9 protein-coding genes and 1 tRNA gene are annotated in these 12,769 nt (G+C 58.8%); 1 reads left to right on the top strand and 9 read right to left on the bottom strand.

Annotation, left to right across the window (positions count from 1 at the left end; all coding sequences use genetic code 11):
- Window positions 1-52: 52 nt before the first annotated feature.
- From IPM61_05650 to IPM61_05640, 3 genes are all read right to left on the bottom strand, one after another.
- On the bottom strand, window positions 53-1,150 hold the full coding sequence (locus tag IPM61_05650; GenBank protein ID MBK8910796.1) for an aminopeptidase: 1,098 nt from the start codon (window positions 1,148-1,150) through the stop codon (window positions 53-55).
- Between the two features lie 105 nt (window positions 1,151-1,255).
- Window positions 1,256-2,992, bottom strand: coding sequence for an ABC transporter substrate-binding protein (locus tag IPM61_05645; protein MBK8910795.1), 1,737 nt, complete (start codon window positions 2,990-2,992; stop codon window positions 1,256-1,258).
- A 123-nt stretch (window positions 2,993-3,115) separates the two neighbouring features.
- Window positions 3,116-3,189 (bottom strand) — tRNA-Pro (locus IPM61_05640).
- A gap of 141 nt (window positions 3,190-3,330) precedes the next feature.
- On the opposite strand from IPM61_05640, the gene IPM61_05635 reads away from it, so the two are divergent.
- On the top strand, window positions 3,331-4,224 hold the full coding sequence (locus IPM61_05635) for an SDR family oxidoreductase (GenBank protein MBK8910794.1): 894 nt from the start codon (window positions 3,331-3,333) through the stop codon (window positions 4,222-4,224).
- A 34-nt stretch (window positions 4,225-4,258) separates the two neighbouring features.
- On the opposite strand, the gene mutS is transcribed toward IPM61_05635, so the two are convergent.
- From mutS to IPM61_05605, 6 genes are all read right to left on the bottom strand, one after another.
- Window positions 4,259-6,928: a DNA mismatch repair protein MutS gene (gene mutS / locus IPM61_05630; protein MBK8910793.1), complete on the bottom strand. Its 2,670-nt coding sequence runs from the start codon at window positions 6,926-6,928 to the stop codon at window positions 4,259-4,261.
- Between the two features lie 283 nt (window positions 6,929-7,211).
- Complete coding sequence (cadA, locus tag IPM61_05625) at window positions 7,212-9,476, bottom strand: cadmium-translocating P-type ATPase (GenBank protein MBK8910792.1); 2,265 nt, start codon at window positions 9,474-9,476, stop codon at window positions 7,212-7,214.
- Window positions 9,477-9,522: 46 nt separating this feature from the next.
- Window positions 9,523-10,611 carry a hypothetical protein gene (locus tag IPM61_05620; protein MBK8910791.1) on the bottom strand — a complete coding sequence of 363 codons (1,089 nt, stop codon included), beginning with the start codon at window positions 10,609-10,611 and terminating at the stop codon, window positions 9,523-9,525.
- Window positions 10,595-11,713: a DNA cytosine methyltransferase gene (locus tag IPM61_05615; GenBank protein MBK8910790.1), complete on the bottom strand. Its 1,119-nt coding sequence runs from the start codon at window positions 11,711-11,713 to the stop codon at window positions 10,595-10,597. Before IPM61_05615 ends, IPM61_05620 begins: the two co-directional genes overlap by 17 nt.
- A 117-nt stretch (window positions 11,714-11,830) precedes the next feature.
- Window positions 11,831-12,070 carry a heavy-metal-associated domain-containing protein gene (locus IPM61_05610; protein ID MBK8910789.1) on the bottom strand — a complete coding sequence of 80 codons (240 nt, stop codon included), beginning with the start codon at window positions 12,068-12,070 and terminating at the stop codon, window positions 11,831-11,833.
- 74 nt (window positions 12,071-12,144) lie between these two features.
- Window positions 12,145-12,711, bottom strand: coding sequence for a sigma-70 family RNA polymerase sigma factor (locus IPM61_05605; protein MBK8910788.1), 567 nt, complete (start codon window positions 12,709-12,711; stop codon window positions 12,145-12,147).
- Window positions 12,712-12,769: the final 58 nt, after the last annotated feature.

The raw sequence follows: 12,769 nt of genomic DNA, 5'->3' as shown, positions 1-12,769 counted from the left end.
CGTGAGGGCTGAACCTTGCGGTGACGTTCTTGTTGTGCTATCGTCGGCGTTCTCAGAAATTTTCTGGGTTCAGCGGAAGCAGCCGTTCGTGGACGAACTTCCGCCCTTCGCGAATCAGCTGGCCATCCAGCATCACGTTGGCTCCGATGCAGACCAGGTCCCAGTGGATGGCGCTCTGGTTGCCGTTCGGGGCGATGTCGTAGGCCTGGCCAAGCGTCAGGTGGTTGGACCCCCAAATTTTTTCGTCGAACAGGATGTCGTACATCGGCTCATCAATGAACGGATTTGTTCCGAACGAGAACTCGCCAAACCGCCGCGCCCCTTCGTCGGTGTTCAGGATATCCTCCAACGCCTTCGCGTTGCTCGATTGGAAATCCACCACAACCCCATCTTTCACAATCAGGGTGATGCTCTCGAACGGCTTCCCGTCATAGACCGTTGGGGCGTAGGAAATTTGGCCGTTGACGGAGGTGAGGATTGGCGAGGAGAAAATCTCTCCATCGGGGATGTTCAAATCGCCAGCGCAGGAGATCCAGGTTTGCCCTTCAATCGAGAAGCGGATGTCGGTCCCTTCCCCTTTCAGGTGAATCTCCTTTCCGGCGGCAAGAAGTTCATGCAGCGGCTTCATCCGTTCGTTCAGGTCGGCGTAATCCAGAAGGCAGGCGCGGTAGAAGAAATCGGCGAAGCGGTTGGTGGGCATTCGTGCGTTCATGGCAAACGCCGGCGACGGATAGCGCATGACGCACCAGCGGGTGTTGTTCACCCGCTCGCGCATGTGGACCGGATGCTGGTACTCCTCGGCATACGCCTTGCTGGCATCGGGCTTCACGCCGCTTAGTTCGTAGATATTCTCGCCGGCGCGAACGCCGATGTACACGTCCATCTGCTGCATCAGCGGGAGCGCGGTTACGTCGCGGACCTTGGCCCACAACTCACGCGATCCGTTCTCGCGGATAATCCGCTCGGTGTCGGTGTCGCGGATCATCACGAAGGGGACCGCGCCGGCCTGCAAGGTTGCGCGCGCCATCTCCTGCGCCAGCTGGATTCCGTTGATGCCGAACAGCTCGATCATCACATTCTCCCCAGGCTTTGTTTGGGTGGAGTATCCAATGATCTTGTCGGCCAGTTCCCTGTTTCTTGAATCGTACATGGTTGATTGCTTCTGATTGGTTGAGCGTGATTGATTGCTTCTGATTGATAGATGTCGTTGGTCGGGCGGCGCTGGGCGGGGTGTTGGCTCGCCGTTTCTTGCCGGTTATTCGGCCTTCTCCTTCCAGACAAATTTCAGGTCCATGCGGGCCATTGCGTCAAGCCAGCGGCCGCGGACGTTGGGTTGCAGCAGCTGGTAGTGCATCTCGTAAAACAGTGGCATCAGCGGGGCATCGTTCATGCCAATCTGTTCGGCTTTGGCGTAGTGGGCCATGCGGGCAAGCGCGTCAATGGTGGCCACCCCTTTGCGGAAATTTGCGTCGAAGTCCGCGCTCCTGTAGCGGGTTCCGTTCGGATAGCTGGGAAGCGTGTCGAAGGCCGGAACGTTCGCGCCGTACAGCAGTGCCAGATAGGTTTCCGGGTCGGGATAATCGCCGTACCAGCGTGTTCCCCAAAACGAAAAATGCCCAAGCTCCGCCTGCGATTGCATCTGCGCAAACTCCACCTGCTTGATCTCCACGTTCACGTTCAGCTCCCGCGTGAGCATCTCCTGGACGGCTTGCGCAACCTCCACCAACCGTGGCTCGGGATAGATAAAAAGGGTGATTGGCCCCAAGCCTTTCCCCTGCGGATAGCCAGCCGTGGCCAGCAATTTCCGCGCAAGCTCCGGCTGGTAATCGTAGCCCTTGATTGCGTCGGTTTGGTAGTTCGGGAAAACGGGCGGGACCAGCCCATGGATTGCCGGAGCGTAGGCCGAGCCTTGCAGCACATAGCGGACAATCTTCTGGCGGTCAATCGCGTAGTTGAAGGCGCGGCGCAGATTGGCATTGTTGAACGGCGGGCGCGCGGTGTTGAAATCGAAAAACCACGTCAGCATTGCCGGCGTGCTTTGCACCTGGTAGCCCGCGTATTTCTGGGTTGGCTTCCCGGTGGCGGTGTCAATCACCATCGTGTAAAACTCGGTGGGGATTCCGAACAATTCGTCCAACGTCTTCTGCTCAAACTCGCTGAATTGCACCTTGTCGTCGGTGACAAACCGGAAGCGGAGTTCATCCAAAAATGGATAGTGATTCCCTTGCTCATCGCGCCCCCAGTAGTTCGGGTTCCGTTTCAGCACAATCTGCTCGCGGTTGGTCCAGCTGACGAACGTAAACGCCCCGGTCCCAACCGGATGCTGGAAGAAATTCTCCCGATACTTCTCCACCGCCTCACGCGGGACAACGCTGCCAAGTGAGTTGACCAAGTAGTAGATAAACGGTGCGAACGGCTCCACCAACTCAATCTCGAACGTGGAATCGTCCACGGCGCGGAATCCGGGGATATCCTTTGCGGCGGTGTCGCCAGCGTTCATCGCCGTAAAATATTCGGACGCGCCGCGGACCTTCCCCTTGAATGCCCAGAACGCCAGCGTCTGGGTGCGGGGGTCGCAGCAGCGGGTGAGTGAGTATTTCACGTCGTGCGCGGTCATCCGCCGTCCTTTGCCGCCGGGGAAGCATCCGTCGTCCTGAAACTTGACATCGGTGCGGAGCGCGAAACGGTAGGTCTTCCCATCCTCGCTGATTGCCGGAAGCGTGCGGGCAAGCTCCGGCACAAGCTCCAGCTTGCTGTTCAGGTCCACCAGCTTGTCGTAAATCTGGGTGCAGATGTCGTCGGCGTGTTTGCTGTTGACCTGCACGGGGTCCAGCCCTTTCGGGTCGCCACGCAGCACGTTCAGGGTGTAGGTTCCGCCGTAGATCTTCCCCCCTTTTCCGGCGGTGGTGGTTGTGGCTTCCTCCTTGCCGCCGCATCCAACGGCCAGCAAGCTGAGAAGAAGAAGCATGGGGAGCGAAGCAGCAATGCGCATGATTGAAGGATTCCGAAATAGGTTAGAAAAAGGGGAAGCGGGGCGAAACTATGAAGCAACAGGAACGAGGCCAAAAAAAAAGCACCAATCAACAGAATTGATCGGTGCTTTTTGGTTTTGTTGTCGGGGAGGCCGGATTTGAACCGACGACCTTCTGCTCCCAAAGCAGACGCGATACCGGGCTACGCTACTCCCCGAACGGGCTGCAAATGTCGGCAATCGCGCTGGTGTGAACAAGTAAACAAAAGTAGTTTCGCGGAAAAATATTTCGGAGGGGTGTAGCTTGGGGGGTGTCAAGCCAACAGGAACTCATCAACAACCATCCATAATCATCCATCATGCTGGCAACGTTTGGGCATTCCCCTGTTATTCTTATCACCGGCGCAAGCAGCGGCATTGGGCGGGCGTTGGCCGTGCGGCTTGCCGGCAGCGGTGCGCGGCTTGCGATTGTTGCCCGGCGTGGCGCGTTACTAACCCAGCTTGCCGCCGAAGTTGAAGCCGCTGGCGGAGTCGCGCTCCCGTTGCCTTGCGATGTCACGGTGCCCAGCCAATTCCGAGAAGCCGTTGCCGCAACGATTGCGCGATTTGGCGAGCTTCACGTGCTGGTGAACAACGCCGGGCGCGGCAACAACGCCTACATCCACGACACTCCGGAGGATCAGCTGGAAAGCATCTTTCGGGTGAATGTTTTCTCGTTGTGGCATGGCACCGCGGCGGCGTTGCGCCACATGGTTCCGCTGCGGCGCGGGCAGATTATCAACGTGGCCTCGGTGGCGGGGAAGATCGGTTTCCCGGGGAACGGAGCCTACGTTGCGGCAAAACACGCGACGGTTGGATTCACGCGGGCGCTCCGTTCGGAGCTTGCCGGCACGGGGGTGCTGGCCACCGCCGTCATCGCCGCCGGAACGCTGACCGACTGGGCAACCGCCGCCGAAGGGGGATCCATGATTGCCCTGTTCGACTACGAGCGCGAACGTGGGAACCAGCTTGCCGCGCAAATGGGTCGCGAGCTTCCCCCAGCCATTCCGCTTCTTTCCGCCGACCACGTTGCCCAAGCAATCGCCGGGGCGATTGGGGACCCCACGCCGGAACTGTACACCCACCCGGGCCTGCGCGATTGGGTGATGGAGTACGAGGCGAATCAAGAATTAGCCGAGCAGAAATTGGAGCCGTTTTGGCTGGCCAATCGGGAGGGGTATGAGAAGCAGCACGATGCCCCGCCGGCGGATTGAGCGGGATGGCACGTTTCGGCACGCGCGTGGTTCTTTATCCCCGCGCTTTTTTCTGCAATCGCTCCAACTCCATCATGGCTTGCAGCGGGGTCATGGAGTAAAGGTCAATCGCGCTCAGTGCCTGGCGAAGCTCTTCGGCAATCGGGTCCGGCGTGGGCGCGGGGAGCGCAAGCTCGAACAGCGAAACCTGCGGCGATGCGGTGGCGATTGCCCCACTGTTCGCCCGCCGCGCCGCTGGCCCATTGAACGGCATCTGCCCGCCGCTGTGGACCTCGGCGGCCAGCGCGGCTTCGGTTCCACCAATCGGTTTTTCTTCCGAGGCACTTTCCAGCTGTGCCAAAATCTCCTTTGCCCGCCGCGTCACCTCCTCGGGCAATCCCGCCATTTGCGCCACTTGGATTCCGTAGGAGTGGTCCGCCGAGCCGGGTGTTACCTTCCGCAGGAAGATCACGTGGTCGTCGTGTTCACGCACCTCCACTTTGTAATTGCAGATATGCTGGAACCGCTCGGCAAGGGCGTTCAGCTCGTGGTAGTGGGTGGCGAACAAGGTTCGTGCGCCGATTCGCTCGTGCAAATATTCGGTCATGGACCAGGCGATGGAGATGCCGTCGAAGGTGGAGGTCCCCCTGCCAACTTCATCCAGCAAAATCAAGCTGCGGTCCGTGGCGTTGTTCAGGATGTTCGCGGCCTCGTGCATCTCCACAAGGAAGGTGCTTTCCCCCGCCGCAAGGTTATCCTGCGCGCCAACTCGGGTGAAGATTTTATCCACCACACCAATCCGCGCACGCTCGGCGGGAACGAAGCAACCAACTTGGGCCATCAGCACAATCAGCCCGGTTTGGCGCAGGTAGCTTGATTTGCCCGACATATTCGGCCCGGTGATAATGGCGATCCTGTCGGCAGCGGTGTCCAGCGCGGTATCGTTCGGGACGTAACGCTCGCCCGGGGGCAGCAACGTTTCCACCACCGGATGCCGCCCGCCAACGATCTCCAACACGGTCGAGTCGTCCACCGTTGGGCGGGTGTATTCCCGCTCGCGGGCAACGCGTGCAAACCCAACAAAGCAATCCAGCATTGCCAGCAGCTGGGCGTTCCGCAGAATCGCCTCGCTGAACTCGGCGGTGTAGCTTTGCAGCTCGGCGAACAGCTCCCGCTCCAGTGTGGCAATCTTTTCTTCGGCATGGAGGACCTTCTCCTCGTACTCCTTCAGCTCGGGGGTGATGTAGCGTTCGGCGTTGGCAAGGGTTTGCTTGCGGGTGTAATCGTTCGGGACCCGGTCGCGGTTGGCGTTGCTGATCTCGATGTAGTAGCCGAACACATTGTTGAACCCAACTTTCAGCGAGTTGATGTTGGTGCGTGCGCGCTCCCGTTCCTGCAATCCCTCGATGTAGCTTTTGCCGCTTGCGCGAAGGTCCCGCAGCTCGTCAAGTTCCGGCGAGTAACCGCTGCGGATTGCGCCGCCATCGTTCAGGGTTGCTGGGGGGTCATCGGGGAGTGCGCGGCCCAGGCGTTCGGCAAGGTCCCTGGGGTGGCTTAGCCCGCGGCCAATGGTGGAAAGCGTGGCGGAGTTGCAGCGTGCAAGAAGCTCAACCAATCGGGGAATCCGGTCCAGCGTCAGCCGGATGTTCCCCAGGTCCCGAGGGGTTGCGCGTGCGGTGGCAACGCGGGCCATCATCCGCTCAAGATCGCTGACGCAACGGAGTTCTTTCTCCAGCTCGGTGGCGATGGATGGATCGTCGAACAGCGAGGCCACGGCGTTCAGCCGCTTTTCAATCTGCTCGCGCGATTTCAGCGGGTGGATCATCCAACGTTTCAGCAGCCGCCCTCCCATTGGGGTGGCGGTGCGGTCAATCACCCCAACCAGCGATCCGTGGCGGCCGCCATCGTTGGTGGAGAAAAGGATTTCCAGATTCCGTTTGGTTGCTGGGTCAAGGGCGATGTAGTCGCCGTGGGCGTAGTGGCCAATCCGGCGGATATGGCTAAGCCGCGCCCGCTGTGTTTCCATCAAGTAATGCATCGCCCCGCCGGCGGCAATCGTTGCCAGCCGAAGCTCCTCGATCCCAAACCCTTTCAGCGAGTGGGTCCCGAAGTGCTCGCGCAGGCGTTCGCTGGCGTAGTGGTGGTCAAAGATCCATTCCTCCAGCTTGGTGATTCGTGGCTCGCTGCTAAGGCGGCGATTGCTGAACTGCTCCTTCTGCCCACGGCTCACGATAATCTCCGCCGGGCCGATGGACTCCAGAATTTCGTTCAGTTCGGAAAGGTGATTCTCGGTTGCCGAAAACTCCCCGGTGGAGATGTCGCAGAAGGCAATGCCGGCATGGTCCCGCTCGATAAAAACCGAGGCCAGATAGTTGTTCCGTCCGGCTTCCAGCAGCTTGTCGTTCATTGCCACGCCGGGCGTCACCACCTCAATCACGTCGCGGCGGACGATTCCGCGCGCAAGTTTTGGGTCCTCCAACTGTTCGCACACGGCCACGCGGTATCCGGCCTTCACCAATTTTGGGAGGTAGTTATCAAGCTGGTGGTAGGGGAATCCGGCAAGCGGGGTTTCCTCCTCGGCTCCGTTGTTGCGGCGGGTTAGGGTGATTCCGCAAACGCGCGCGGTGATTCCGGCATCCTCCTCGAACGTCTCGTAAAAATCGCCCAAGCGGAACAGCAGAACCGTGTCGGGATACTTGGCTTTGATCTGATGATATTGCCGCATCAGCGGCGTGCGTTGCTTGCTCATGGCGTGGGACTCTTTCTCTCTATCTATCTGCGCTCTGCTGTCAGTTTGGGATTGGGGGAATGGGGGTAAACGGCCCTCCATCCACCTGCGGCCCCAAAGATACAACGCCCCGAAGCCGAAGCGTCGGGGCGTTGGATAAAAAAGCAGGGCGCGGGGAGGGGAAGCGGTGAAGGCTAAAGATGCCGAAGGCTAAAGGCATCGAAGGATAGAGACACCGAAGGCTAAAGACCTTTTATCAACCCCGATTGAATCGGGGCGGCTACCAGATGCTTTGCTTTAGCCGTAGCGAGTTTGTCACCACGCTTACGGAGCTCATGGCCATTGCTGCGCCAGCAACGATTGGGCTAAGCAATCCGGCGGCGGCAAGGGGAATGCCGATGACGTTGTAGATAAACGCCCAAAACAGGTTTTGCCGGATGATCCGCATGGTGCGCCGCGAAAGGGCGATTGCATCGGGAACGCGGCTAAGGTCCCCGCCAACAAGGGTGATGTCGCTGGCGGACATGGCCACATCGGTTCCGGTGGCCATTGCAATCCCAACGTCGGCGGCGGCAAGCGCGGGGGCATCGTTTACCCCATCCCCCACCATCGCAACCACGTTTCCATTGGCCTGCAGTTCTTTCACCTTCTCCCCTTTGTCGGCGGGAAGGACTTCGGCGATAACCTGCCGAATCCCCAACGCGGCAGCAACGGATTCGGCGGCGGCGCGGTTGTCGCCGGTCAGCATCACCGTTTGGATTCCCATCTGGTGAAGTTTCGCCACCGCCTGCTGGGCGTTTGGTTTGGGGGTGTCGGCAAGGGCGATTGCGCCGGCAACGGCTCCGTCAAGCTCCACCCACACCACGCTGCTTCCGGCGGGGGGAACCCAAGCGGATGCTTCGGCGGAGCGGTCCAGCGTGGGGATGGTGCTGGCGCGCCCAGCGAACAGGGTTCGCCCGTCGGCAACGGCATACACCCCCATCCCCGCCGCCGATTTGAATTCCGCCACCTGCACGTGGCCAAGCTCCATCCCCTGCTTGGTTGCGTGGCGAACAATCCCCTGGGCCAATGGATGCTCGCTGTGGGATTCCACCGCCGCCACCAGCCGCAGCAGCGTTGCGGGGTCGTTGCCGTGGAAGGCTTCCACCGCCACCACTTCTGGGCGGCCGTGGGTAAGCGTTCCGGTTTTGTCGAACACCACCACGTTGGTGCTTCCGGCGCGTTCCAACGACTCGGCATTGCGGATTAAAATCCCCCGCTTTGCCCCTTGCCCCGACCCAGCAATCACGGCGGTTGGGACCGCCAGCCCCATGGCGCAGGGGCAGGCAATCACCAGCACCGCAACGGCGTTAATCAGCGCGTGCGCCAGCCCTGCATCGCCAAGCAAAAGCCAGCCAAGAAACGTCAGCACGGCAATGCCAATCACCACCGGAACAAAGATTCCGGCAATGGAGTCGGCAAGGCGTTGCACCGGGGCTTTGGAGCTTTGGGCCTCCTCCACCGTGCGGATAATCTGCGCCAGAACCGTCTCCTGGCCCACCCCTTCGGCCCGCATGGTGAACGCGCCGGAGGTGTTAATGGTCCCGCCAACAACGTTCGACCCAATGACTTTTTCCACCGGGATAGATTCCCCGGTCATCATCGCCTCATCCACGGCGGTTGCCCCTTCCACCAGAACTCCATCGGCGGGGATTTGCTCGCCGGGGCGGACCAGCAGAAGGTCGCCGTGGCGGATGAACTCTGCTTCAACGTCGGTGATGGTTCCGTCGCTTGCGCGGCGGTGGGCAATTTTTGGAGCAAGCCGCATCAAGCTGTGGATTGCCTCGGTCGCTTCCGACTTCGCGCGCGACTCCATCCACCGCCCCAGCAGGACCAGGGCAACCACCACCGCCGCCGTGTCGAAATAGACCTCGTGTTGGCTAACGCCCGGGAGCAGGTGGGGGAAGAACATCAGCACGCTGCTGAACAGCCACGCCGTGCCGGTTCCAACGGCAACCAGCGTGTTCATGTCGGCCACAAGGTGGCGTGCGTTGCGGGCCGCAAGCCGGAAGAAGCTCCGCCCGGGAAGGGCAAGGATGAACGTGGTCAGCACGAATTGCAGCAGGTTCAGTTCCCCCATCCATCGCATGGCCAGCGGTTCCAGCGGGGTGATAATCATTGGAAGCATCGAGACCATCATCACCGCAGCGGCGGCGGGCGCGGCCATCAGGAAGTTCCGCCGGTAGGTTGCGGCGGTCTCGGCCTGGTGGTGGTGCAACGCGGCATCGGTTGCGGGGGAAGCGGAGTATCCGGCACGCTCCACGCGGTCCTGCAAGGCGGCAATCGGAACGCCGGCCACCATTTTTACGCGGGCGCGATTGGTGGCCAGGTTCACGGCAACTTCTTGGACCCCATCCACTTTCCGAAGCGAACGCTCCACCCGTGTGACGCAGCTTGCGCAGGTCATCCCCTCGATGTCAAGGTCAATGATTTCCGCTGGGGGAGGGTCGTTCGGCGCGCCGGTGGTTGTTGGGTGTTCAATCGGCGGCAATGCTGTTGTTGTCATGGTGTTGTTGCTTTCTGTGCTTCCCACTTGTGAAGTAGGCGGAGATTTATTGAACCACAAGGGGGGAGACTGGTGGTTTTTTGAAGAGGGCGCGCCACAAATATTCTTTGGGCGGTGGCGCACCGATTTTCACGATGTCCACGAATCCAGTTTGGTGAGCATCGCTTGTTATTGGTCCAGCGTAAAAAGTGGCATTCTGTAGGGGTGGCATCGGCTGTGGTGTCGTTAGGTCGCCATACCCAAAGGCAAGGATATTCACCTCGTTCGGGTGCTGGCTGATATAATTTTGCAGGTTCAGTGCGGTGCTGCTAGAAATGTAATCGGCAAGCACGTCTTGGATTAACCAGATGGTTTTGCCGCCCCATGCCAACGCCGTCTGCGATTTTACGATGAGCTGGCTGACCATACGCGCCCAGACTTGGCGGTAATTAATTCCGGGGCCTGTGTGGTCTTGGCGTAGAATTGCATCTTCAAAGGCCATTGCAATCTGCGTTCGGTTGCGCTTGTTCCCTCCGGCTGTGCTCGAGGCCATAACCTCCAGAATGACAATGGGGTCTGAGGGGAAATCATCAATCCAGAGATCGCCTTCCCTTTGTGCTACGGTGAAACCGTTTTTTTCGGCTTCACTTCTTGTTCTCCTGAAACCTAATCCGACGATGTCCGCCACTTCCGACAATTTTTTCCTGCATGAACCTGCGATGATGTAGTCAAAGGTGTAGTCAAAATATTTGTCCTCGTCCTCATTGGTTGTGGTCTCTATTTTCATTTTGGCATCGGACCAAACGCGGTAGCTACCCTTCGGTAATGCAACGTGCTGCAGAAGAGACCGCAGAACGAATTCTTGATGCGCGTGTTCATCGGAGCGCATGGTGAGAAGTCGGCGAGGGCAGACAATCCACGGTTGATGGGCGTCGTTTATCAGAAGCGAGCAAACACCAGCCTGAACTTTTGACTTGCCCGGGAAATGTGCTGCCAGTTCAGAATGCTGGGTTAGATCTATCACGGATTGGTGGCGGTTCCCGCCGCCGTCGCACTCGGCTCCCATGAATGGGCAATGGGCTGACTGAAGGTTTTCCTGAGCTTCAACAGTCCATGCATCGCGCCGGTATCCGAAAAGCTCAAAGATTTTGCTCATGGAGATAGGAGAGTATGTGTGCACTGAGTGCCCGGGCAACAGGGGGAGGAACCGAGTTTGCCACTTGCCGATGCTGGTCCAGATTACGGACGGTTCCGCTGCGGGAGCGAATGGGGCCAATCAGGTAGTAATCATCTGGATAACCGTGAATCCTCATGTATTCACGCGGGGTTAGATACCGGTCTTCTGTTGGATGGTAAAATATCTCGCCACAGCGCAGGGTGTTTGCCGGGCGCTGCCTATGAATGCGGAGATACTTTGTCGTGTCTTTCGCTGTAAGATTTCGCCTAAGGCTTAGGCTTAGATGGGTTTGCGCTGCTAAATATGAGCCTTCGGGAACCAAGTGGATTCTCTCGCGATCCCTCTCGGGGGTGACATCAACATGGCTGTCTCCGGATTCATAATACGGTTTGCCAGGTGTTTTTGGAGCTGGTTTTCCAAGTCCGCCCAACACCGCCCCCACAGTGTTATATGGCTCAAGCGGGAACAGGCCGTTGCACTCATCTTTGGGGGCATGGGTTCGCTCTGGAAACATGAAGCCGTTGCGGTCGCGTGTGGCCACCACAAACAATCGTTCCCGCAGTTGCGGTACACCGAAGTCCGCAGCAACCAGTACCCTCCATTTCGGACAGTAATGGATGCTCTCAAGGTCTTGTAAGAAATGCTCGAACACCTCACCTTTTCGGTTCTGCTCACCCTTCGCGGAAAGCAGCCCTTTCACTTGTTCGATCAGCATAGCCTTCGGTTGGAAAACAGCGGCGAACCGTGCCATCTCAAAAAGCAGTAGGCCACGTGCATCGTTTAACCCCAGTTGCTTCCCTGCCAATGAAAAGGATTGGCAGGGAGGGCCGCCGAACAGAAGGTCAAGTTCACCTGCTTTAAGTCCAAGCTCGTTCATCAGTGCTTGGGGGTCTATCTTGCGAATGTCGGATTCAATCACGCGAGTTACCCTCTGCTCACGCTCTGCAGCTGCCCGAAGTGTTGAGCAAGCATGTGGGTCCGACTCGACCTCAGCCAATACCGTAAAACCTGCCTGCCTTACACCAATATCCATCCCCCCTGCACCGGAGAACAGACTTAAGGCTACTCGTTCTTTACGCATACGAAAATGAGAATTGGAGGGGGCTTGAGCAGGCAAACACCTTGAAGCACGCTCCGTGATGACACGATGACCGATTCCCGGCTCTTGATTAACCAAATTACCGAACAGTCCTGTTTCTTAGTGAATGCCGCCAAGCGTGTAGCCGGCATCCTCGATTGCTTCGGTAAGCTGCTGGTTGGTTGCGCGTGCCGGGTCGCGGCGGATCTGCGCGCTTCCAATCGTGACGTTCTGGACCTCTATTCCCTCAAGCTCCTGCAATGCTTGCCGCACTGCCACAACGCACTGCCCGCAGCTCATGCCGGCAATGGTGAGCGTTTCGGTGGCCGATAGGGTCGTATTCGTTTCTGTGGTATCCATCGTGATTTTCCTTGTGTGATAATGTTGAATTTTCCCCCGCCATGTTGGCGTTGGTTGGCGCGCGTGTGTGTGTGTCAGGCACGGCGGCAGCTGCAATCCAGGCATCCATGCTGGGCGCACGTGCGGCAGGTTTCCTGAAGACGTTCGCGCAGTTGGGTTCGTGCGCGGTGGCGGCGAACTTTTAAGTTGTTGCGGGTGATCCCAAGCTGCGCCGCCACAAACTCAGGGTCGCCATCCTCAAGCTCCAGCAACCGAATCACCTCCGCCTGTTCCGGGCGCAGGGTCGGGATGATGTCGGCAATGCAGGCGCAGATCATCCCTTTCTCGTCGGGTGGAACCTCGGTGCTTTGCCGCATATCGTCCAAGTCCTCCCGCCCCCGTTCAAGATGTTTCCCCTCGACGGCTTTATGGCGGTAGTAATCAATAATGGCGTTGTTGATGATCCGGTGGAACCACGGGATCAACCGCTCTTCATCGCGCAGATCGGGGAGCGTGCGAAGCACTTTCACCAAGCTGTCTTGAAGGATGTCCTCGGCTGCGTCGGGGTCCGCAACTTTGCTGCGGATATAGCGGAGCGTTGCGGCCCGCCCGTTCACCAGCATCTGTGCGATAGCGTCAATTCCCATGTTGGCGTTTCCCATGTTGGCATTGCTTGATTTGATGTTGCAATCAAAAAGACGAGGAGGCAGAATGGCGGTT

This window comes from Chlorobiota bacterium (assembly GCA_016710285.1).
Lineage (GTDB): Bacteria > Bacteroidota > Ignavibacteria > OLB7 > OLB7 > OLB7.
Note: the sequence above shows the minus strand (reverse complement) of the source record. Positions and strands in the feature narration are given on the sequence as shown.

What these genes read in the sequence shown, in the direction of transcription:
- mutS (MBK8910793.1), bottom strand. Translation starts at nt 6,928, where the DNA reads ATGCGGCAATATCATCAGATCAAAGCCAAGTATCCCGACACGGTTCTG.
- IPM61_05605 (MBK8910788.1), bottom strand. Translation starts at nt 12,711, where the DNA reads ATGGGAAACGCCAACATGGGAATTGACGCTATCGCACAGATGCTGGTG.
- IPM61_05610 (MBK8910789.1), bottom strand. Translation starts at nt 12,070, where the DNA reads ATGGATACCACAGAAACGAATACGACCCTATCGGCCACCGAAACGCTC.
- IPM61_05615 (MBK8910790.1), bottom strand. Translation starts at nt 11,713, where the DNA reads ATGCGTAAAGAACGAGTAGCCTTAAGTCTGTTCTCCGGTGCAGGGGGG.
- IPM61_05645 (MBK8910795.1), bottom strand. Translation starts at nt 2,992, where the DNA reads ATGCGCATTGCTGCTTCGCTCCCCATGCTTCTTCTTCTCAGCTTGCTG.
- IPM61_05620 (MBK8910791.1), bottom strand. Translation starts at nt 10,611, where the DNA reads ATGAGCAAAATCTTTGAGCTTTTCGGATACCGGCGCGATGCATGGACT.
- cadA (MBK8910792.1), bottom strand. Translation starts at nt 9,476, where the DNA reads ATGACAACAACAGCATTGCCGCCGATTGAACACCCAACAACCACCGGC.
- IPM61_05650 (MBK8910796.1), bottom strand. Translation starts at nt 1,150, where the DNA reads ATGTACGATTCAAGAAACAGGGAACTGGCCGACAAGATCATTGGATAC.
- IPM61_05635 (MBK8910794.1), top strand. Translation starts at nt 3,331, where the DNA reads ATGCTGGCAACGTTTGGGCATTCCCCTGTTATTCTTATCACCGGCGCA.